The organism is Pseudomonas sp. NY15374, from assembly GCF_048068255.1.
In the GTDB taxonomy this organism is placed as follows: domain Bacteria; phylum Pseudomonadota; class Gammaproteobacteria; order Pseudomonadales; family Pseudomonadaceae; genus Aquipseudomonas; species Aquipseudomonas machongensis.
The window spans coordinates 380,874-402,741 of sequence record NZ_JBLUPZ010000001.1 but is presented as its reverse complement, the minus strand read 5'-3'; the positions used below and the strand labels follow the sequence as shown (position 1 = coordinate 402,741).

Genomic DNA, 21,868 nt, shown 5'->3' with positions numbered 1-21,868 from the left:
ACATGGACGAGCACCCGATGGACGACCCCACTCAACTGCGCCAACAGATCCTGGCCTTGCAGCAGCGCAACGGCGAGCTGGAAAACCGGCTGGCGCAGCAAGCCGACGTACCACCCTTGGACAACGTCCTGTTGCGCCGAGTGCACGAGCAACTCGAGCAGCGCTTCGACCAGACCCTGGCCGAACGCCGGCTGTTCATCGAGCTGGTCGATCACAGCCTGGCCAATGTCTTCGTCATCGCCCCGGACCTGCGCCTGCAAGCGATCAACCGCACCGGCCGGCAGACATTCCAACGCCTGCACGGTTTTTGCCTCAGAGTCGGCGATCGCCTGGACGAAGCGCTTGCCGGCCTGCCACAGCCGCTCCAATGCCTGCTACCACTGGTCAACCGAGCGCTGGCGGGTGAAACGGTGATCGAAAGCGTCGCCTTCGACGGGCCGCCCTATCGGCGCCACTACGAGCTGCGGATCACCCCGCTGCACAGCGACGAACGCCCGCCTTTCAGCGCCTGTCTGTTCGCCTACGACATCACCGAGCGCACCCTTGAGCAGGAGCGCCTGCGCGAAGCCGAGCAGGCACTGCGCCAGGCGCAGAAAATGGAAGCGGTCGGCCAACTCACCGGCGGCATCGCCCACGACTTCAATAACCTGCTCGGTGGCATCTTCGGTGCGCTGGAGCTTGCCAAGCCACGCCTGTGCGGGCCGCAGAACGATGAGATGAGCCGGCTGTTCGGCATCATCGAGCAAAACGCGTCCAAGGCCGCGTCACTGGTGCAGCGCCTGCTGGCCTTCTCGCGCAGACAGACATTGCTGCCCCGCGCCACCGACATCCAGCAACTGGTCGGCGACATGCTTGCGCTGCTGCAGAGCTCGCTGCGCTCGGACATCGAGCTCATCGATCGCACAGCTTCACAGCTGTGGCCAACCTGCATCGACCCCTCGCAACTGGAAAGCGCGCTGCTCAACCTGTGCATCAATGCCCGCGATGCCATGCCCGACGGTGGCACCTTGGTGATTCATTGCGAAAACCTGGAAATGACCCCGGCGCAAGCCCAACGTCTGCGGCTCGCCCCGGGCCAATACCTGCACTTGCGAGTCGAGGACAACGGCCAAGGCATGCCAGCGGAGGTGGCGCAACGAGCCTTCGAACCGTTCTACACCACCAAGCCGCTCGGGCAGGGCACTGGCTTGGGGTTGTCCATGGTGTACGGCTTCGTGCAGCAGTCTGGGGGGCAAATGCACCTCGACTCGATTCCGGGCAACGGCACCTGCGTTCACCTTTATTTGCCCAGGGCCGAAAACCTCCCGCCCCCCGAACCGCAGAGCCTGCCGGCCCCGCCCCCTGCGCGGTCAATCCTGCTGATCGAGGACCAGGCGGCGATGAAGCTGGTCATCAGCGAGCTGCTGAGCGAGGCGGGCTACGACGTGCATGCCTTCGCCAGCATCGACCGGGCGCTTGCCGCCCTGCGCAAGGGGCTGCGCCCGGACCTGCTGGTCGGCAACATCGCCTTGTCCGACAGCCCCAAGGGTCGGCAACTGATCGAAATGAATGCGGCCCTGACACCTGGCTGCACAGCCTTGCTCATCACCGGCTACGCCACCCAGACGCTGGCAGACCACGACGGGTTGCCAACAAATATCGAAATCATTTCCAGCCCGTTCGAGCTCAAAGCACTGCTCGAACGGGTGACACACATCCTGGGCTGAAGCTCAGCGCCCGCCTCCCAGATCGATGAAGCTGCCGGTGGAATAGGATGCTTTCTCCGACAACAACCAGAGGATCGCCTCGGCCACTTCCTCCGGTTGCCCACCGCGGCCCATGGGCAGGCCAGATTCGAGCTTGGTGACGCGCTGGGCATCACCGCTCAGGGCGTGAAAGTCGGTATGGATATAACCGGGACGCACGCCGTTGACCCGCACACCCTCGCCCGCCACTTCCTTGGCAAGCCCAAGGGTGAAGGTGTCCAACGCGCCCTTGGAAGCGGCATAGTCGACGTACTCGTTGGGCGAGCCCAGGCGTGCGGCCACCGACGACACGTTGACGATCGCACCACCCTGCCCGCCATGGCGCCGCGACATGCGCAGCAAGGCATGTTTGGCACAGAGCATCGGGCCGACCACGTTGGTTTTCATCAGCTTGAGCAGGCGGAATTCGGACATCTCGTCGACCCGGCTCTGAGTCGCGATGGTCCCGGCATTATTGACCAGTGCGGTGACGGGGCCCAGCTCCTGGTCGATCCGCTGGAACACCTGGATCACTTCATCCTCGACGCTGGCATCGGCCCGCACGGCGATGGCCTGGGCGCCCAGCCCCCGAACCTCAGCCAGGATGCGTTCGGCAGCGTGATCGTCGGCGTGATAATTGATGCAGATGCGGTAGCCCTGTTGCGCCGCCAACCGCGCGGTCGCGGCACCGATACCGCGGCTGGCACCAGTGATGAGAATGACCTTGTCCATGAAACTGCCACTGTCGAAGGAATAGACCTGCAAGGTTAGGGGAAAAGCCCCGATCGCGGCAACGGCTGCACGCAGCCGTGCCGCAAGTACACCTCAGTGCCCCGCCGAAGCGGGTCCGGCTTTGGCCGTGAAGGGCGGACGAGCGAGCCACACCAGCAGGATCAAGGCGCCAAACACCCAGGTCAGCAAGGTGAAGTAGTCCACCGTCGACATCATGTAAGCCTGGCTGTTGACGATCTGCTCAAGCTGCGCATAGCTCTGCGGACTCGCCCCGCCGAGTTGCTCGAGGGTGTGACGCGTTGCCGGGTCGTACTGACTGATGTGCTCGCTCAGGTAGGCATGGTGCTGGTCGGCCCGGCGGATCCAGATCCAGGTGGTCAGCGAGGCGGCGAAACTGCCGCCGAGTGTACGCAGGAACGTGGCCAGCCCAGAGCCGTCGGCAATCTGATGCGGCGGCAGGTCCGAAAGCAGGATGGTCAGGGTCGGCATGAAGAACAGCGCGACTCCGATCCCCATGAACAGTTGCACCAGGGCGATGTGCAGGAAGTCGACCTCGCTGGTGAAACCCGCACGCATGTAGCAGCTTGCGCCAATGGCCAGGAAGGCGATCCCTGCCAGCAGGCGCAGGTCGAAGCGATGCGCATACTTGCCAACGAAGGGCGACATGATCACCGGCAGCAGGCCGATCGGCGCTACCGCAAGCCCCGCCCAGGTCGCCGTGTAGCCCATCTGCGTCTGCAGCCACTGGGGCAGGATCAGGTTGATGCCAAAGAAGCCCGCATACCCGCCCACCAACACCAGGGTGCCGATGCGGAAATTGCGGTGCACGAACAGCCGCAGGTTCACCACCGGGTGCCGATCGGTGAGTTCCCAGATCACGAAGATGGCCAGGAAGACCGCGGAAATCAGGCTACCCACCACGATGAACGAGGACTCGAACCAATCCAGGTCGTTACCCTTGTCGAGCACCACCTGCAAGGCGCCGACACCGACGATCAGCGTCAGCAGGCCGATGTAATCCATCGGCTGGCGACTGGTGGTGACCGGACGTGTGCGCATCTGCTGGCGCACAACGGCGGCAGCGAACAGACCGATCGGTACGTTGATGAAGAAAATCCACGGCCAGCTATAGCTGTCGGTGATCCAGCCGCCGAGGATGGGCCCGGCAATCGGGGCCACCACCGTCACCATTGCCAGCAACGCAAGAGCCATCCCCCGTTTGGCGGGAGGGTAGACCGCAATCAGCAAGGTCTGGGTCATCGGATACAAGGGGCCTGCGACCACGCCCTGGAGCACGCGAAAGCCCACGAGCTCGGGCATCGACTGGGCAATACCACAGAGGAACGACGCCAGCACGAACAGCAAGGTGGCCCAGATGAACAGTTTCACCTCGCCAAAGCGGCGGCTCAGCCACCCCGTCAGCGGCAGGGCAATGGCATTGCTTACCGCAAAGGAGGTGATGACCCAGGTGCCCTGCTCGTAGCTCACCCCCAGATTGCCGGAAATGGTTGGCAACGCCACGTTGGCGATGGTGGTGTCGAGCACCTGCATGAAGGTCGCCAGCGACAACCCAATGGTGGTCAGCAGCAGGCTCGGCGGGGTGAACTGGGCGGATGCGCCGTTGCTCATCGCTGCGCCGTCTTGCCACTGGCGGCGCTGTTGTCATGGATCAGCTGGGCGATCAGACGATCGGCCTCGGCCAACTGACGGTCATACACCTGGGTGGTATAGCTGGCCTGTTGCGGCGGCTGTTGGGCCAGCGCCGGGCCACTCTGGTCGTGCAGGTCGACCTCGACCACGGTGGACAGGCCGATGCGCAGCGGATGGTCCTTGAGCTGCTCGGGGTTCAGGTGCACCCGCACCGGCACACGCTGGACGATCTTGATCCAGTTGCCCGTGGCGTTCTGCGCGGGCAGCAGGGCGAAGGCACTGCCAGTGCCGGCGCCCAGGCTGTCGACCGTCCCGCTGTACTTGACTTCGCTACCGTACAGGTCGGCGGTGATCTCCACTGGCTGACCGATACGCATGTCACGCAGTTGGGTTTCCTTGAAGTTGGCGTCGATCCATACCTGGTCGAGGGGAATCACCGCCATGGTCGCGGTGCCCGGCTGCAGGCGTTGCCCCAATTGCACGGTGCGCTTGGCGACGTAGCCGGTCACCGGCGCCACCAACGTCGTGCGAGCGTTGTCCAGGTAAGCCTGACGCAGGTCGGAGGCCGCGGCCATCACGTCCGGGTGCGACGACACCACGGTGTCGTCGATCAGCGCAGTGCTGGTGTTGAGTTGCTGGCGGGCGTTGTCCAGGGCGCTCTGCGCGGCGGTCAGGTCGTCGCGTGAGTGCGACAGCTCTTCAGCGGCGATCGCCCCGCTGTCAGCCAGGACCTTGCGCCGGGCGTAGTTCTCGCGAGCCTTCTTCAGTTCGGCCTGGCGCGTCTGTACCTGGGCCTTGAGTGCATCGACGTTACTGTACAAGCCGCGCACCTGGCGCACCGTGCGCGCCAGCTTGGCCTCGCTGGCCTGCAGCGCGACCTCGCTGTCACTGGGGTCAAAGCGCAACAGCACCTGGCCGGCATGCACCAGGTCGCCATCGTCGGCGCCGATGCTGGTGACGGTACCCGTCACCAGTGGGGTGATCTCCACCACATTACCGTTGACGTAGGCATCGTCGGTGCTTTCGTGCCAGCGCCCGACCAAGCTGTACCAGGCCCAGCCGGCGGCGCCGGCCAATATCAATACCAGCAGCAGGGCCAGCAGCCAGGTCTTGCGCTTGCGCGTGGCGTCGGGCACTTCGGCGGGAGTGGGTGCATCCGAGGGTGTGGCCATGAGAAGTACCTTTGAATCAAGTCGGATCAGGGGTGCGATCGCCGAAACGGGCAATCGTCAACGGGTCGCTGGCGGCCAAGAGAATCTTTGCCAGCAGCGTCTCGAGGATTTTGAGCTCGTCGGGTTCGAGCGAACCGACCAGCTCGTTCATCGCCATTGCCCCGATCTCCGGCAGACGGTCAGCCAGACGTTGACCGTCGTCGGTCAGCGCCAGCCGCACCTGACGACGGTCGTCGGGGCAGCGGTTGCGCAGGATCAGGCCCTTCTGCTCGAGGCGATCGAGCATGCGCGTCATCGAACCGCTGTCCAGCCCCAGGCAGCGGCACAGTTCGGCCGGGGTATCTACCTGGTACTGGGTCACGATGATCAGCACCTTGAACTGCGCAGCGGTAACGCCATCAGCTTCCAGGTGCCAGTCGAGAATGCGGTCCTTCAATAACGAGGCGCGGCCGAGCAACATGCCAATGGCGCAGGTCTGGAAGTTTTCCGGGGTGAAATGGGCCATCGGCATCGCTCAGAAAAGATGTTAGAAAATATTACTGCCTAGGCAGTTAATGTCAAAGCTTTTATTAGCAGGCTATCTAAGTCGTTGTTCCCTCAGTCCTCTTGGTGCCCCCATGCCTCTGCGCCGGAAAACCGACAAAAAAATCGCAACTGATAGTCATTCGCCATTATCTTGGTTCTCGCAGGGCCCTTCTGGCAGGTAGAATGCGCAAAACCGGGAGCCGCAATGAACCAAGACCGCCTCACCCCCCTCGACGACGATGCCATCACCGATGCCGCTGCGCACTGGTGCATGCGCGTGCACGCCGAGGACTGCTCGGCCGCCGAGCGTGAGGCGTTTGCCCAGTGGCTGGCCGCCGACACCCGGCATGCCGAGGAATACCAGGCGATGCAGGAGATCTGGCATACCGCCGACATGCTGCCGCGTGTCACCCACGTGACCGAACTGCCTGTGGCCAGGTCCCACCAGCGCAACTGGCGACGACTGGCCTCAGCCGCGGTGATCACCCTGCTCGCCCTGCCCCTGGCCGGCTGGGTTGGCTGGGAGCAAGGCTGGTTGCCCAATCGCTACCAGCACTTCGACAGCGACCAGCAGGTGCGTACGGTGCAACTGCACGACGGCAGCCAGGTCGAGCTCAACTTGAACAGCGAGCTGCGCTACCTCAACTACAAGGACCGGCGCCAGGTCGACCTGATCAAGGGCGAAGCCTTCTTCAAGGTTACCCACGACAGCGAGCACCCTTTCATCGTGCGCGCCGGTCACGGCCAGACGCGGGTCACCGGCACGCAGTTCAACGTGTGGAAGTACGAAGATCAGGTCAAGGTGACCCTGGTGGAAGGCTCAGTGCTGGTTTCCAGCAACAGTGGCGAAGGCGGCTACCGCCTCGGCCCCGGCATGCAGGCCAGCTACAGCATCGGTGACTTCGAACCGCAACTGGCCCAGAGCGACGACTATGCCAATAGCCTGGCCTGGCGCAGCGGTCGCCTGGTACTCGACAACCTCAGCCTGTCCCAGGCATTGCCGGTGATCAACCGCTACCTGGACAAACCCCTGTTGCTGGCCGACAGCGCTGTCGGCAACATCCGCATCAGCGGCATCTACGACACCCGCGACGTCAACCGCCTGGTGAACAACCTGCCCAAGGTCCTGCCGATCTACCTGACCCGCAACGACAACGGCAGCACGGTCATCAACCGCATCCTGCCGTCCTCCGACAAGGGGTGATGTGCGCTGCCAAATGGCAGCCACAAAAAAGGCGCCTCAATCGAGGCGCCAAGACATTCACCTGCAACCAAAGGAGCGCAAGGCTTCTGAAGGTGAATGGGCTCAAGCTCAAAGGATCGACAACGGATACTCGACGATCACCCGCACCTCATCCAGGTCGGACTCGAACGCCGTCGCCCGGGTGGTCGCCTGGCGTACGCGCAGCGAAAGGTCCTTGGCCGCGCCGGTCTGCACTACGTACTTGACCTCGATGTCGCGCTCCCAGCGCTTCTGGTCGGTCAGCGGATCGCCATTGCCATCGCGACGCATGTAGTAGGCGTTGGCGTTCGAGTAATCGGCGTCACTGCCGCGTCCGTAACGGGTCATGAACGACAGCCCGGGGACGCCATACCCGGCCATGTTCAGGTCATAGCGCAGCATCCACGAGCGCTCCTTGGGCGAGTTGAAGTCGCTGTACTGGATGGAGTTGTCAAGAAAGATCGAGTCGGACTGGCGCAGGTAATCGAAATCGTCGTCGCCATTGTTGCGTTGGTGGGTCAAGGCGACGGTATGGGCGCCGTAACGCACACCGAGCTTGGCGCTCCAGATGTCGTTGTCGAAGGTGCCCAGGCGTTTACGCCCTTCGTCCTTGGCGTTGTAGACGTTGAAGCCACCGATCAACGCCAGCTCTTCGCTCAATGGCCAGGTAACGCTGGTACCGGCGTAGTACTGGTTCCACACATCCTTCAGGCGACTGCCGAACAGACTGACGCTGACATGTTCGTTGATGGCATAGTCGCCGCCGCCATAGGCGATCCATGGCGAGTCCACCGGCCCGCCATAGAAGGTCGCGAAAGACTCGCGCATGTCGCTGGACATCGGCTGGCTCATCGCATGCAGGCGCCCGGCCTGCAAGTTCAGGCCCGCCAGGCTGGTGTTCTCGACGGTCACGCCGCGAAAGCTCTCCGGCAGCAGGCGTGAATCGCCCGCCGCGACCACCGGGTTGGCCGGAAACACATCGCCTACCCGCAGCACCGTGTCGAACACCCGCACTTTGGCCGCGCCGCCAAGCTTGCTGTATTCGTCACGCGCCTGGCCGTCGCGATCCACCGGCAGTACATCGAACGAGCTGCGTCCACCGTTGCGCCCACCTCCAGTGTCGAGCTTGAGCCCGAGCATGGCAAAGGCATCGATCCCTACCCCCACGGTGCCCTGGGTAAAGCCGGACTCGAAGCGGGTGATGACAGCATGCGCCCAGGCTTCGGAATAGCCATTGTCGGGCGCCTTGGCTCTGTCATAGGTCGGTGCCACCGCGTCGCGGTTGTCACGGTTGAAGTAGTAGTTGCGGTTCAGCACGCTCAGGCGGCTGCCCTCTATGAACCCTTCTTTCGTAGCGTCCTCGGCCCACGCCGAAGGACCGGCCAGCGCCACCAGCGCGGCCAGGGAAAGTCCCGGACGATATCTCATGCGATGCTCCTTCGATAACGGCTGTTGTTCTTGTCAGGCCGTTTCGCAGGTGCGTTCGCGGCCAGCATCGATGCTCGCCGCAGGTGGATAACGGGAAGGTGATCGGCACATTACAATGGCGTCATGCGTGCGGACCTTTCACAACTGTAAGGCTGTCGTCATGCCCGTGTTGGCTGCTGCTCGCTAGCGTGATCCGGAAACCACAGCCCTTCCGGAGACACCCCATGAAACGACTGAGCACAGCGATCGCCCTGCTCCTGCTGGCCTTCGGCGTCCAGGCCACCGGCCTTTCCGGTCAACGCAGCGAGCAGTTGCTGCAGGTCCACCAGCAAGCCGTGGCCGCCTACGCCATCAAGCGCGACAAGCCCATGCCGGAGATCGTCGACTACCGCTATGGCATGCCACTGGATGTGGCGCGGCTGGTGCGCCAGTCGGGCGACCCGCGCACGTGCGAGGTGGTACCGCGCCTGATGACCTTCGAGGACAGCCAGGGCACCCTGCGCACCGTGCGTTATTCGGTGCAGTCCGAATGCATCAACAACAAGTGAAAACCCGATGCCGGCTCAATCGCCCGTCAAGGTCAGGTCCACCAGGCGCATGCTGTCGCGTCCACTGCGCTTGGACTGATACAGCGCGGCATCGCTCTGCTCGATCAGCGCCGTGAGGCTGGCCGGCGGCTGATCGAACAGGTTGGCACCGATGCTCAGGGTCACCGCCATCGGGGTGACGAAGGATTGTGCGGCGATGTCCTGGAAGCGCTCACGAAGTATCGTGCCCAGCACCTCGACTTCGTCGCGGCGCGCATTACCCAGCAGAATGACGAACTCATCACCCCCCAGTCGCGCTGCCAGGGCATTGGCCGGCAGCAGGCCACGAATGGTTTCGCTCAGTGCCACCAGCAGCCGGTCACCTGCGGTATGGCCGTAAAGGTCGTTGACCAGCTTGAAGTTATCGATATCGATCAACAGCACGGCGCCAGGGCGCTCGTGGCTTGTCGCCCGTAGCAACACCGGCGCACGCACTTCCAGGGCGCGGCGGTTGAACAGCGCCGTGAGCGGATCACGCGCGGCCAGAAGCGCGATGCGCTCCTCACGCCGGTAGCGCTCGGTGCCGGTCATCGACAGGGCGATCAGCATGATCGCCATCGCCCCTTCGATCAGCGAAATCTGGATGATTTCACCGCGAAAAGCCGCGAGGTCGATCAAGGTTCCCGGAATCACCACGGTCAGGGCCTTGATCACGTAGAACAGCCCGTGGATCAGCATCACGTAGCGCAGTTGCACCGCCCCCACACTCAGCGACACACCGTGCGGACGCAGCAGGAAACTGGCACGTAGCGACACCAGGGCCACCAGCAGCGAATTGACCACCAGCATGATCTTCGACCACGACGGCCCTTCCGGCAGCAGCAGCAGGCTCACCCACAGCAGCACGACCAGCAGCCAGCCCCGTGACAATCGCACCTCGGTGAAACGGGCAACGCCCAGCAGGAAGCAGAAATGCGCGAACACCAGCATCCCATTGGCGAACCAGATACCAATCAGCAGAAAACCGTTCATGCGCAGCAGCGCGAGGGTAGAACCAACGGTGATGGTGGCGAAACCGGCACTCCAGTAGAGCAACGACGACTCGCGCACACTGCGCCATTCGATCGCCAGGTATAGCGCAGCTGCTGCCGCAAGGGCGACGGTCAGGGCCAGGAGGGTTGGGGGGTCGAGCGTCATTGACCGGCGTGCCTGTCTTGGAGGGCAAAAGCGGTGATTGTAAGCGCTCCGGCCAGGATTGCAGAGTGCCACCTCATCGGATTACTGCCCGGAAAGGAAGGTAACCAGTTGCCTGGCGTGGGAACTGAGACCTTCCCAACTGCGAAAGCAGATGCGCAGCTCCAGAGTCGCCCAACGCTCCTCCAGTGCCACCCTGCGCACCGCCAGCTCCTGCTCGGCGCGCACGGCCGCGATCTCCGGGACAATCGCCAGCCCGGCGCGCTGGGCCACCAACTGGGCGATGGCCTCGAAGCTGGGCGCGCGCACACGAATCTTCAGCGGCATGGCGAGGTTCATCGCCAGCTCCTCGACAAAGCGCTGCATGGCACGCTCTGCCGGCAGACAGACGAAGGCATGATCCAGGGCATCGACCAGACGCAGTTGCTCACGCGTCGCCAGTTCATGATCGGCAGGCACCAGCAGCACCAGACGCTCGGTGCGAAACGGCAGCGACACCAGCCCATCGTTGACCAGGTTGCCGTCGAACACGCCGATCTCGCACTCCCCAGCCAGCACCACCCGCAATACATCGACGCTCTTGTGCTCGACCAGCAGCAGGTCGACCTCGGGGTAGTCGGCCAGGAACGGCCCCAGTACCGCCGGCAGCAAGGTGCTGTTGGTGACCGTCGAGGCCGCCAGGTGCAGGTTGATTCGACGCTGGCCGGCCAGCTCCTTGAGCGTGTCCTGCAGTTTCTGCGCCTCGCCCAGCACTCCACGGGCCGACTCCAGTACCAGTCGTCCAGAAGGGGTCAACTGCATACCGTCAGCCCTGCGGGTGAACAACATCAGACCGCTGCGCTCCTCGAACAGGCGCAAGCGTGTGCTTGCCGCCGACACTGCCACTGGAAAACTGGCCGCGGCCTTGCTCAGGCTGCCAGTCGCAGCGATGGCAGCCAGCAGACGCAAGTCCTGAAGATCGAAGTGCATGGGGGTTTCTCCAAAAGCGAACGCCATGTTCCAGAAAAAGCGATTCTAGCTTTCGAGCCTTCTATTCAGAATAAGCCTCTGACTTATTTTGTTGCGGATTCAGCATGAACAGCCTGCGTACCTCACTTGAGCGACACCTGCAAAGCGGAAGCCTCTATGCCGTCCTGGCCGCCCTTGGCTTCAGCTTCAAGGCGATCTTCGTCAAACTCGCCTACGCCGCGGGGCCTGTGGATGCAGTCACCTTGCTGGCGTTGCGCATGGGCCTGTCGCTGCCGCTGTTCGCCTGGTTGGTGTGGGCCAGTCGTGGCTCGGCGAGTACCCCGCTGACCCTGGGTGACGGGTTTCGCGTGGCTGTGCTCGGACTGCTGGGCTACTACCTGTCGAGCCTGTTCGATTTCTACGGTTTGCAGTTCATCAGCGCGGGGCTGGAACGCCTGATTCTGTTCACCTACCCGACCCTGGTGCTGATCTTCCAGGCCATCGCCCTGCGTGAGCGCCCTACCCCGCGCACCCTGGTGGCGATGGGGTTGTGCTACCTGGGGCTGGGGATCGCCTTCGTGCATGACCTGGGCACCGCCGGCGGAGGGCACGCAGTGCTGGTGGGGTCGCTGTGGGTGTTCGCCAGCGCCGTCACCTACGCGCTGTATTACTCCGGTACCGGAATGATGCTCAAGCGCATGGGCTCGATGCGCATGGCCGGGCTGTGTGGTTCGGCCTCGTCGCTGATGGTGCTGGCGCACTACCTGTTGGTGGCGGATGTCACCCAGTTGGCGCAATTGCCCGCTGCGGTGTGGGCCAACGCGGCGATGATGGCGCTGTTTTCCACGGTACTGCCGATCTACTGGGTGGCCCTGGCGATCCAGCGCCTTGGCCCGACACACACTGCGGCGGTCGGCAACCTCGGGCCGGTGCTGACCATGCTGGCGTCCTGGGCCATCCTCAGCGAGGCGATCTCGGGCTACCAGATTGCCGGGCTGGTCCTGGTGTTGCTGGGGGTATCGCGGCTCAAGCCGGCGAAGCCCAAGGTGGCCGAGGCGCAGAAGGCTGTCGCCTGAATCTTGATGATCTCGGCGTTGTTTCGCAGGTAGATCGGAGCGGCGATTCGGCGCTCCGATCTACCCGCGAAAAAGCGCGCTACAGTCCCGCTTCTACAAGTCGAACCGGTCCAGCTCCATCACCTTCACCCACGCCGCCACGAAGTCCTTGACGAATTTCTCCTTGGCATCGCTGCTGCCGTACACCTCGCTCAACGCCCGCAACTGGGCGTGAGAACCAAACACCAGGTCGACCCGCGTGCCGGTCCATTTCACCTGCCCGGTCTTGCGGTCACGGCCTTCGAAGGTCTCGTTGTCAGCCGAGGTCGGCTTCCATTCCACACTCATGTCCAGCAGGTTGCGGAAGAAATCGTTGCTCAAGGTGCCAGGCTTGTCGGTAAACACCCCATGCTGGCTGCCACCATGGTTGGCGCCCAACACTCGCAGGCCACCGACCAGCACGGTCAGTTCCGGCGCGGTGAGGGTCAGCAACTGGGCCTTGTCCAGCAACAGCTTCTCGGCCTTGACGCTGTACCTGGCCTTGGTGAAGTTGCGCAGGCCGTCTGCCAGCGGCTCCAGCACGGCGAACGACTCGACATCCGTCTGCGCCTGGGAGGCATCGGTGCGACCCGGCCGGAACGGCACGCTGACAGTGTGCCCAGCGTCCTGGGCGGCCTTCTCGACCGCAGCGGAGCCGGCCAGCACGATCAGGTCGGCCAGCGAAATCTTCTTGCCGCCGTTGTTGAATTCGCCCTGGATTTTCTCCAGCGCCTTGAGCACCTTGTCCAATTGCTGAGGCTGGTTGGCGACCCAGGAGCGCTGAGGTTCCAGGCGCAGACGCCCGCCGTTGGCGCCACCGCGCTTGTCCGAGCCACGGAAGGTCGCAGCTGCCGCCCAGGCGGTGGACACAAGCTCGGCAACGCTCAGGCCCGAGGCCAGCACCTTGGCCTTGAGCGCCGTGATGTCCTGCTCGTCTACCAGCGGGTGATCGACCTTGGGGATCGGGTCCTGCCAGAGCAGTTCTTCCTGCGGGTTTTCCGGGCCCAGGTAACGGGCCAGCGGCCCCATGTCACGGTGGATCAGCTTGTACCAGGCACGGGCGAAGGCGTCGGCCAGTTGCTCGGGATGCTCCTTGAAACGCCGGGCGATCGGCTCGTAGATCGGGTCGAAGCGCAAGGCCAGGTCAGAGGTGAGCATCATCGGTGAATGGCGCTTGGCCGGATCGTGGGCATCGGGCACGCTGTTAGCCCCCTTGCCATCCTTGGGACGCCATTGATGGGCGCCCGCCGGACTCTTGGTCAGTTCCCACTCGAAGTTGAACAGGTTGTTCAGGTACTCGTTGCTCCAGCGGGTCGGGGTCGAGGTCCAGGTCACTTCCAGGCCGCTGGTGATGGTATCGCCACCCTTGCCAGTGCCAAACTTGTTGGCCCAACCCAGCCCTTGAAGCTCGAGCCCTGCGGCTTCAGGTTCGGCACCGACGTTGTCCGCAGGGCCTGCACCGTGGGTCTTGCCGAAGGCGTGGCCGCCCGCGATCAGGGCCACGGTCTCTTCGTCATTCATCGCCATGCGGCCGAAGGTCTCGCGAATGTCCTTGCCCGAAGCGACCGGGTCAGGATTGCCCTCCGGCCCTTCGGGGTTTACGTAGATCAAGCCCATCTGCACGGCTGCCAGCGGGTTTTCAAGGTTGCGCCCTGCCGGCTCGGTGCGACTTTGCTCCTCTGCATGCTTGGCAGGCTCGGCCACCAGATCACCTTTACCGGGCGGCTGGGCCTTGCCGTAGCGGGTGTCGCCCCCCAGCCAGACCTTCTCCGAGCCCCAGTACACATCTTCGTCCGGCTCCCAGACATCGGCGCGGCCTCCGGAGAAACCGAAGGTCTTGAAGCCCATCGACTCCAACGCGACGTTGCCGGTGAGCACGATCAGGTCGGCCCAGGAAATCTTGTTGCCGTATTTCTGCTTGATCGGCCACAGCAGCCGCCGGGCCTTGTCCAGGCTGACGTTGTCGGGCCAGCTGTTGAGCGGGGCGAAGCGCTGCTGACCGGAGCCCGCGCCACCGCGGCCGTCCGCGATGCGGTAGGTGCCTGCGCTATGCCAGGCCATGCGGACGAACAGCGGGCCATAGTGGCCAAAATCCGCAGGCCACCAGTCCTGGGAGTCGGTCATCAACGCGGTGAGGTCTCTTTTCAGGGCTTGGAAGTCAAGGCTCTTGAACGCCTTGGCATAATCGAAATCCGGGTCCATCGGATCGGACTGGCTGCCATGCTGGTGGAGAATCCTGAGGTTGAGCTGATCGGGCCACCAGTCACGGTTGGTGGTGCCGCCGCCTGCGGTTTGATGGAACGGGCATTTCGATTCGTTCGACATCTGCGGGTACCTTATGGGTCGGTTGTCCAGATTTCTGGTCTATGCCAGGTGTTCTGCAGCCCGAGCCGCAAGGCTCGTGCCTTCTCTTCATCAGGGGGTGGTCGGTCTGTTGCCGACGCAGGCCCGCGGCGCTGCACGCGCAAATCGCGAGGCCACGGGAAAGACTAGCCCAGCATGGGCAGAGGTCTAATAGAGCGACTATTGAAGGGCGATAGGCTGGGTCTGTCAGGCAGACGAGGCAGCCGCGCCCCATCGACATCGTCGATAGCGACCATGAATATCTTCAAGTTCCACCGCTGGGCCCGGAGGCGGAAGATGGCTTCATTGAACCTTCGATGAGGCATCGATCATGGCATCGATCAGCAAAGGCGGCATGCTCGCCGCGATTTTGGCCCTGCTGGCCGCTCTGGGTGGCTGTGCCGCCTCGACCACCTCGCAGGTGGCGCAACCCTACGGTCACTTCTACTCGGCCACCGAGTTGTCCAGCGTGTCGCTGAAACCGGGCCAACACGTCGCCGTGCTGTTGGGCCGCAATGCCGCTGCCACCCTGGACTACCTGCAGCGCCATCGCGAGGTCCCTCCTTCAGTGCCTGGCGCCTCGCGTGCCGTGCAAGTGGCCACGCTCAACGGTGGCAGCCAGGCTTATGGCTGGCTGGCCCAGTCGCTGGCGCAAACCTTCGCCGAGGTCACCTTCTACGACGATCTGGATACCCTGCTCGCCGATCGCCCCGACGTGATCGTGCTGCTCGATGCCCAGAGCCGGCTCGCCAGCGCCACCAGCCCGGACATCGAAACCCAGGTGGTCGCACGCTTCTACGACGACCAACTGACCTACATCGGCCGCGCCGAAGGCCAGGCCCGTGAAGCGCTGCCCAGCGACACGGCGAATGTCGCCCGCCAGTTGCAGGTCGAGCAAAACGTGCAGGCCGACGCCCTGCGCAGCTTCGACGCTTCGCTCAAGGCCCTGGTCAAAGGCTGACGGTCACTTGCGCCGCTGCATCCAGGCGGCACCAAGGCCGCTCAGGCAGATGATGGCGATGCCAACGATACTGGTGGTGTCCGGCACCTGGCCGAATACCACCAGGCCCAGCACACCCGCAAACACGATCTGGCAGTAGCTGAACGGCGCCAGCAGCGCCGGCGCTGCATGGCGGAAGGCCTTGGTCAGCAGCAGGTGGGCGGTCATGCCGCAACCGCCAAGGGCGAGCATCAGCAGTACGTGTTGCCATTGCGGTGTCTGCCAGAAGAACGGCACCAGCGCACTCATGATCAGGGTGTTGCACAGGCCTGCGTAGAAGTTGCTGGTGGTTGGGCTGTCATGGGCAGCCAGAATCCGGGTCAGCAGCTGGTAGAAGCAGAAACCCAGTGCCGAACCGAAGGGAAACAGGATCGCCGGGGTGAACATCGCTCCGCCCGGATGCACCACCACCAGTACCCCGATGAACCCCATCACTACCGCCAGCCACTGGCCGAGCGTGACCCGCTCCTTGAGCAGCGGAGCCGACAGCGCAGTGACCAGCACCGGGGCGAGAAAGTTGACCGACGTGGCCTCGGCCAGCGGCAGGTACTGCAGGCCCGCCGTGAACAACAGGCTGGTGCTGAGCAGGCTCAAGGCACGCAAGGTCTGCAGCAACGGACGCCGGGTGCGCAGCACACGCAGCCCCGCCTGGGGCATGAAGATGCCGGCCATCAGCAGCGTATGCACCACATAGCGCGCCCAGACCACCATGATCACCGGGTAGATACCACCGAGGAATTTCGACAGCCCATCGTGGCTGGCGAACAGGAAAGTCGCGGCCACCACCAGGGCGATGCCGCGCAAGGGGTGGTTGACGCCGGACAGCGGGGTACGGGTGGTCATGCGGATCTCTGGGTAAGACGAACCTTGCGAGTTTAGAAGAGATGGGGCGCCGGATGGCAAGTGTTTTTGCCCGCGTCAGGGCGAGTTTATCCGCGAAGCAGACACCGTGCCTCAGTCCCTGACAATCCTGCCCGGCGTCTTCAGACGCTCGCTGGCCGGTGCCGGTCGCCCATAGAAATAGCCCTGGAAATGCGAACACCCTTCTGCCGCCAGGCGCTCCATCTGCTCGGCCGACTCCACGCCCTCGGCCGTAGTCTTGATCTTCAGGCTGTTGGACAGCTCGGTGATCGCGCGGATGATCGACATCGCCTCGCGACTGTCGCACATGTCGTGGACGAAGGATTTGTCGATCTTGATCCGGTCGAACGGGAACGAGCGCAGGTAACCCAGCGACGAATAGCCGGTGCCGAAATCGTCCAGCGAGATCGACACGCCAAGCTCCTTCAGCTCCCGCAGGATCCGCACGTTCTCCTCGCTGTTGCCCAGCAGCACCGACTCGGTGATCTCCAGCTCCAGACGATGCGGGGCAAGCCCTGAGTCCGACAGTGCCAGGGAAACGGTGTGCACCAGTCCAGTGTTCTTGAACTGCACCGGCGACAGGTTGACCGACACCACCTCCTGCCCTTCCCAGGTCGCCGCCTCCTGGCAGGCGAGATTCAACACACGGGCGCCAATCTCGTGGATCAGCCCGGTCTCCTCGGCGATGGGAATGAAATCCATGGGCAAGATCAGGCCGCGACTGGGGTGTTCCCAGCGCAGCAGCGCCTCGTAGCCGGTGACGCTGTTGCACTGCTGGTCCACCACCGGCTGGTAGTGCAATTGCAGTTGCCCCAGGTGCAGGGCTGTGCGCAGGTCGGTCTCCACCAGGCGGCGCTGGCGTGCGGCGACGTCGAGTTCGACATGGAAGCATTCGTAGCGGTTGCGGCCATTGCGCTTGGCTTCGTACAGGGCCATGTCGGCGTAGCCGAGCAGTTGCTCGGCGTTGTCCTGGTCCTCGGGCGCAAAGGCAATGCCAATGCTCACACCAACAGCGAACTGGTGCCCTTCGATCTGGAACGGCGGGCAGATCGCATCGATCAGGCGTCGGGCGGTGTTGCAGGCCGCCTCGCGGTTGTCCAGCCCGGCCAGAACCACGGCGAACTCATCCCCGCCTAGCCGAGCCAAGGTGTCGTGCTCGCGCAGCTCTCGACGCAGGCGCTTGCCCAGGGCACGCAGCAGTTTGTCGCCGAAGGCATGGCCGAGGGAGTCGTTGATGTTCTTGAAGTTGTCCAGGTCCAGGCACAAGGTGGCGGTCAGCTTGCCACTGTCCTCGCCGCGCGCCAGCGCCTGCTTGAGGCGCTCATGGAACAGCGTGCGATTGGGCAGGCCGGTCAGCGCATCGTGATGGGCCATGTGGTGGATCTGCGCGTGGGCTGCCAGTTCTTCAGTGGCGTCCTCGGCGATGAACAGCACGTAATCGGCCTGGTTGTCGCGGTTCTGGCTGAGCAGCGCGCGGCTGCGCAAGGTGCGAGCTCCCGCGACGGTTTCGACACGGGTTTCAGCGGCGTAGCCCTTGGTACTGCGTGCGCCGCGCGCCAGTTGCTGCTCGAGGAACTCGGCGGCAGCCGGCACCGCGCAATCTGCGGGCAGGGTACCGATCAGGCTCGCCCCCTGGCCACCGAACAGGCGCTCGGCCTGCTGGTTGGCCAACAGGATGCGCTGGCTGACAAGGTCCTGGACGATGACACAGGCTGGAATATTGGCGATCACCGAATCGAGAAACTGCGACAAGGTACTCATCTCCTGGCTGTACTGCTCGGCCAGCTCCTTGGCCTGCAGCAGCTCCAGCTCGTAGCGGCGACGCTCGGAGATGTCACGGGTCACCTTGGCGAAACCGATCAGTTGGCCGCTGTCCTCGTCATGGATGGCCTCGATCACCACGCTGGTCCAGAAATGCGAGCCGTCCTTGCGCTGGCGTACACCTTCGGCCTGGAAGCGCCCTTCCCGACGTGCCGTCTCCAGCCCCAGTTCGGGCAGGCCGCCGACGCGGTCTTCATGGGTGTAGAACACCGAGAAATGCTGGCCGACGATTTCATCGGCCTTGTAGCCCTTGGCTCGCTCGGCCCCGGCGTTCCAGTTGATCACATGGCCGGCGCTGTCGAGCATGTAGATGGCATAGTCGCGCACGCCCTGCACCAGCAGGCGGAAATGCCGCTCCTGCTCGCGCTGGGCCATCTGTGCATGGTACTGCTCGGTGCAATCACGGGTGATCTTGGCGAAACCCACCAGTTGCCCGTCGTCGTCATGCACCGCCTCGATCACCACATGGGCGCGCAGCAGGCTGCCGTCCTTGCGCAGGCGCCAGCCATGCTCCTCGAAACGACCACAGCGGCGCGCCTGCTCGAGGTTGGCTTGCGGCAGGCCGGCAGCGCGGTCCGCCTCGCTGTAGAACAGCGAGTAGTGCTGCCCGACAACCTCGGCGGCCTCATAGCCCTTGGCGCGCTGCGCCCCCGGGTTCCAGTTGGCGACCACCCCCTCCGGGGTCAGCAGGTAGATGGCATAGTCCACCACGCTCTGGATCAACAACCGGTACATGACGTCGGGGCTCGCGACTAGCGACATGGCATTCTTCCTGAACCTGCGGGGCCGTTTTTCAAGATACTGGCATTATGCCTTTGAGCGACAGGATTTTGTGAAGTGGATCACAAAAATTCGCGCTTGCTGGACCTCAGTGACGCACCGCCGCGACACGCCATGTGTGCAACTGCGGGTCATCTTCCGGCGCGATTGCCTGCACGGCGCGCGGCAACTCGGCGACGACGCGGCTGCAAAAGGCCATGGCCGCTTCATCCTGCCGATAGCAGCGCAACAGCCAGTCATGCGCGCCACTGCAGAGCATCTGGCACGCTATTGCACGGCCAATGCCTTGACGGCGGTAGCGCTTGAGGATGAACAGGTCGGCCAGCTCGAGGGCCTCGACCCCTGGCAGCTCGCTACGCTCGACCAGCACGAAACCGGCGATGAAGCCGTCGACCAGCACCAGGCTGGCGCCCCAACCGGACGATTGCCAGTAGCGCGCCATGTGCGCCTCGTGCAGGTAGAAACGCCCATCCGCCTCGACGTCTTCCTGCTCCCAGTCCGAGGACTCGTAGGCATAGAACTGATAAAGGTTGCGGATGATTTCGGCGTGTTCAGGGCCGGTCGGGAACAGCTCGAGTGACGGCGCTGACATGGGGCAGGCTCGCTGAAGGCAGGAGCGCCGATTCTACCCGCCCAGACAGGTTTTTCCAGGTATCGGCACCGAGATCAAAGTCCGTGGCGCCTGTCCTTGCGACAGGCGTCACGCAAGGCTCATTTCTCTTCCAGCACGGCCCTGCCCTTCACCGCCCGCGGCCCGCGCCAGGCCCAGAACAACAGGCCGGGGAACGGCGCCCAAACCACGAATACGACCCACAACATCTTGCGCTCGGCACGGCGCTCGCTGCCGATGATGTGCCATATCGCCCAGATCTGCAGAAGAATCACCAGCACTGCGACGAGGATCCAGACCGTTCCGATTTCCATGAGCGTTCTCCTGTGAGCATGTAATGCATTTGTTCACGCCAGGCGCCAAGGGTTCATTCCAATCCGCGTACCGCCAGTGCAGGGCTCGCGGCATTATCCGGCCAGTGATTGTCTTTCCCCGCAACTCCCAGCACACTCCTTGCGCCATCGAAGGAAACGGAGTCCGCTGTGCCCACGCCTCGCCAGTTCAGCAAGAAGACTAGCACCAGTAACATGTTGCGGCTCAAATCCGGCGCCAGCGACGAACAGGTGCCGTACCGCGTCGACTTCGTTCTGCTCGAGCATTTTTCCATGGCCAGTTTCACCGTGGCGATGGACGTGCTGGTCACCGCCAACCTGCTGCGAGCCGACAGCTTCCGCTTCACCCCGCTGTCGCTCGAAGGTGACCGAGTGCTGAGTGACCTGGGCCTGGAACTGGTGGCCAGCGAGCTGGACCCGCGCAAGCTCAAGGAGCCCGACCTCCTGGTCATCTGCGCCGGCCTGCGCACCCCGCTCAAATATCCCGAACTCGATCGCCTGCTGGGCGACTGCGCGGCCCACGGCATGGCCCTGGGTGGCTTGTGGAGCGGTGCATGGTTCCTCGGCCGCGCCGGGGTGCTGGGCGACTACGGTTGCAGCATCCACCCCGAACAGCGTGCCAGCCTCGCCGAACGCAGCCCGCAGACGCGCATCACGCCGGCCAGCTTCACCCTTGATCGCGATCGCCTGACCGCCGCCAGCCCCAATGGCGCCATGGAACTGATGCTGGGCCTGGTACGCCGGCTGTATGGCGATGCCTTGGCCGAAGGTGTCGAAGAGATCCTGTCGTTCTCCGGCGCCCGCTATCGCCAGGTCGGGCCCGGGGCGAAGAAGTCCATGAGCCTGCAACTGCGCACCATTGTCGAGCTGATGGAAAACAACCTGGAAGAGACCCTCAGCCTCGATCAGCTGGCCGCCTACAGCGGCCGCTCGCGTCGGCAGATCGACCGCTTGTTCCAGGCCCAGCTCGGTACCTCGCCGCGGCGCTACTACATGGAGCTGCGCATCACCAAGAGCCGGCGGCTGCTGCAGTACTCGGACCTGTCGGTCATGGAAGTGGCGGTGGCGTGCGGGTTCGTTTCGGTGTCGCACTTCAGCAAGTGCTACGCGGCGTATTTCGGCTACCCACCTTCACGTGAGCAGCGGCTGGGCGAGTGATGCCGATGCTGCGCATCAGGCGCGGATGTAGTTGAGCACGGCTTCGCAGATCATCTGCTTGTGGCGCAGCTTGATTGCGTCGTCCGCCAGGTCGATCTGGAAGATCTGGCCGAAGGTATGCCGGTTCGAGACCCGATAGAAGCAGAACGAACTCATCAGCATATGCAGGTCGATGACCTCGATGCCCGCACGGAACATGCCTTCCTCGACCCCGCGCTGCAGGGTGCGCGCGAGTGATTCGAGCACCAGGCTGCTCATTTCGCGGATCACCGGCGCCTGCTTGACGAACTCACCGTAATGGATGTTTTCGGTACAGACGATGCGTACGAAGTCGACATTGTGGTCGTGGTGATCGAAGGTGAACTCCACCAGCCGGCGGATCGCCTGCTCGACCGGCAGCGACTCCAGGTCCAGGCTGTGCTCGGTCTTGCGGATGTCGCCGTAGAGCTTGACCAGGCATTCCAGGTACAGCTGTTCCTTGCTGCCGAAGTAGTAGTAGATCATGCGCTTGGAAGTGGCGGTGCGCTCGGCGATCGCATCGACCCGCGCGCCGGCCAGGCCTTGCTGGACGAACTCGTGGATCGCAGCCTGGAGAATGTCCTCGCGGGTTTTCTCCGGGTTGTTCTTGCGCGACTTGCGCGCCCCGCCCGCGGGCTGACCGAGGCTGACTTGCGGATCACTCATACCGACTCACAGGCTATTGTTTGGAATGTGCGGGGATTATCCGTGAGCCGGGCGGTGCTGGGA

19 protein-coding genes are annotated in these 21,868 nt (G+C 63.6%); 6 read left to right on the top strand and 13 right to left on the bottom strand.

From position 1 onward, the window contains the following. Positions 1–17: 17 nt before the first annotated feature. Positions 18–1,706, top strand: coding sequence for an ATP-binding protein (locus ACNFHO_RS02065; RefSeq protein WP_416765003.1), 1,689 nt, complete (start codon positions 18–20; stop codon positions 1,704–1,706). 3 nt (positions 1,707–1,709) lie between these two features. Here ACNFHO_RS02065 and ACNFHO_RS02060 read toward each other — a convergent pair whose 3' ends face one another. The 4 genes from ACNFHO_RS02060 to ACNFHO_RS02045 all read right to left on the bottom strand — a co-directional run bounded on the left by ACNFHO_RS02060 (position 1,710) and on the right by ACNFHO_RS02045 (position 5,783). Beyond that, positions 1,710–2,456: an SDR family oxidoreductase gene (locus tag ACNFHO_RS02060; protein ID WP_416765002.1), complete on the bottom strand. Its 747-nt coding sequence runs from the start codon at positions 2,454–2,456 to the stop codon at positions 1,710–1,712. Positions 2,457–2,549: 93 nt separating this feature from the next. Further along, complete coding sequence (locus ACNFHO_RS02055; protein ID WP_416765000.1) at positions 2,550–4,085, bottom strand: DHA2 family efflux MFS transporter permease subunit; 1,536 nt, start codon at positions 4,083–4,085, stop codon at positions 2,550–2,552. After that, positions 4,082–5,278, bottom strand: coding sequence for an HlyD family efflux transporter periplasmic adaptor subunit (locus tag ACNFHO_RS02050; protein ID WP_153772728.1), 1,197 nt, complete (start codon positions 5,276–5,278; stop codon positions 4,082–4,084). The genes ACNFHO_RS02055 and ACNFHO_RS02050 overlap by 4 nt, the downstream gene beginning before the upstream one ends. 16 nt (positions 5,279–5,294) lie before the next feature. Further along, positions 5,295–5,783: a MarR family winged helix-turn-helix transcriptional regulator gene (locus tag ACNFHO_RS02045; RefSeq protein ID WP_054925628.1), complete on the bottom strand. Its 489-nt coding sequence runs from the start codon at positions 5,781–5,783 to the stop codon at positions 5,295–5,297. Positions 5,784–6,008: 225 nt separating this feature from the next. Between ACNFHO_RS02045 and ACNFHO_RS02040 the strand changes: the two genes are divergently transcribed. Further along, positions 6,009–7,007, top strand: a complete 999-nt coding sequence (locus ACNFHO_RS02040; protein WP_416764998.1) for a FecR family protein — start codon at positions 6,009–6,011, stop codon at positions 7,005–7,007. Positions 7,008–7,115: 108 nt separating this feature from the next. On the opposite strand, the gene ACNFHO_RS02035 is transcribed toward ACNFHO_RS02040, so the two are convergent. After that, positions 7,116–8,453 (bottom strand): OprD family porin, encoded by a 1,338-nt coding sequence (locus tag ACNFHO_RS02035; RefSeq protein WP_416764996.1) that lies wholly within the window; start codon positions 8,451–8,453, stop codon positions 7,116–7,118. A 224-nt stretch (positions 8,454–8,677) separates the two neighbouring features. Here ACNFHO_RS02035 and ACNFHO_RS02030 point away from each other — a divergent pair, with 224 nt between their 5' ends. Beyond that, positions 8,678–9,001 (top strand): DUF2790 domain-containing protein, encoded by a 324-nt coding sequence (locus ACNFHO_RS02030; protein ID WP_063545244.1) that lies wholly within the window; start codon positions 8,678–8,680, stop codon positions 8,999–9,001. Positions 9,002–9,016: 15 nt separating this feature from the next. Here ACNFHO_RS02030 and ACNFHO_RS02025 read toward each other — a convergent pair whose 3' ends face one another. Together ACNFHO_RS02025 and ACNFHO_RS02020 are read right to left on the bottom strand one after the other, a co-directional pair. Further along, positions 9,017–10,177: a GGDEF domain-containing protein gene (locus ACNFHO_RS02025; protein ID WP_054891547.1), complete on the bottom strand. Its 1,161-nt coding sequence runs from the start codon at positions 10,175–10,177 to the stop codon at positions 9,017–9,019. An 81-nt stretch (positions 10,178–10,258) separates the two neighbouring features. Then, a complete protein-coding gene (locus ACNFHO_RS02020) occupies positions 10,259–11,143 on the bottom strand; it encodes a LysR substrate-binding domain-containing protein (RefSeq protein WP_063545245.1) in 885 nt (294 codons plus the stop codon). A gap of 104 nt (positions 11,144–11,247) precedes the next feature. Between ACNFHO_RS02020 and ACNFHO_RS02015 the strand changes: the two genes are divergently transcribed. Continuing rightward, positions 11,248–12,198, top strand: coding sequence for a DMT family transporter (locus ACNFHO_RS02015; protein WP_063545246.1), 951 nt, complete (start codon positions 11,248–11,250; stop codon positions 12,196–12,198). A gap of 93 nt (positions 12,199–12,291) precedes the next feature. Here the strand turns inward: ACNFHO_RS02015 and katG are convergent, their stop codons facing one another. Further along, complete coding sequence (katG, locus tag ACNFHO_RS02010; RefSeq protein ID WP_416764993.1) at positions 12,292–14,541, bottom strand: catalase/peroxidase HPI; 2,250 nt, start codon at positions 14,539–14,541, stop codon at positions 12,292–12,294. A gap of 349 nt (positions 14,542–14,890) precedes the next feature. Here katG and ACNFHO_RS02005 point away from each other — a divergent pair, with 349 nt between their 5' ends. Next, on the top strand, positions 14,891–15,520 hold the full coding sequence (locus ACNFHO_RS02005) for a hypothetical protein (RefSeq protein WP_416764992.1): 630 nt from the start codon (positions 14,891–14,893) through the stop codon (positions 15,518–15,520). 3 nt (positions 15,521–15,523) lie between these two features. Here ACNFHO_RS02005 and ACNFHO_RS02000 read toward each other — a convergent pair whose 3' ends face one another. The 4 genes from ACNFHO_RS02000 to ACNFHO_RS01985 all read right to left on the bottom strand — a co-directional run bounded on the left by ACNFHO_RS02000 (position 15,524) and on the right by ACNFHO_RS01985 (position 19,945). After that, entirely contained in the window at positions 15,524–16,402 is an 879-nt protein-coding gene (locus ACNFHO_RS02000) for a DMT family transporter (protein ID WP_054891552.1), read from the bottom strand. Positions 16,403–16,513: 111 nt separating this feature from the next. Beyond that, positions 16,514–19,003: an EAL and GGDEF domain-containing protein gene (locus ACNFHO_RS01995; protein ID WP_416764989.1), complete on the bottom strand. Its 2,490-nt coding sequence runs from the start codon at positions 19,001–19,003 to the stop codon at positions 16,514–16,516. Between the two features lie 106 nt (positions 19,004–19,109). Further along, on the bottom strand, positions 19,110–19,613 hold the full coding sequence (locus tag ACNFHO_RS01990; protein WP_063545251.1) for a GNAT family N-acetyltransferase: 504 nt from the start codon (positions 19,611–19,613) through the stop codon (positions 19,110–19,112). A gap of 119 nt (positions 19,614–19,732) precedes the next feature. After that, positions 19,733–19,945 (bottom strand): PLDc N-terminal domain-containing protein, encoded by a 213-nt coding sequence (locus ACNFHO_RS01985; protein WP_054891554.1) that lies wholly within the window; start codon positions 19,943–19,945, stop codon positions 19,733–19,735. Positions 19,946–20,113: 168 nt separating this feature from the next. Here ACNFHO_RS01985 and ACNFHO_RS01980 point away from each other — a divergent pair, with 168 nt between their 5' ends. Further along, complete coding sequence (locus ACNFHO_RS01980) at positions 20,114–21,121, top strand: GlxA family transcriptional regulator (protein ID WP_054891555.1); 1,008 nt, start codon at positions 20,114–20,116, stop codon at positions 21,119–21,121. A 15-nt stretch (positions 21,122–21,136) separates the two neighbouring features. On the opposite strand, the gene ACNFHO_RS01975 is transcribed toward ACNFHO_RS01980, so the two are convergent. Then, positions 21,137–21,805, bottom strand: coding sequence for a TetR/AcrR family transcriptional regulator (locus tag ACNFHO_RS01975; RefSeq protein WP_063545252.1), 669 nt, complete (start codon positions 21,803–21,805; stop codon positions 21,137–21,139). Between the last annotated feature and the right edge of the window lie 63 nt (positions 21,806–21,868).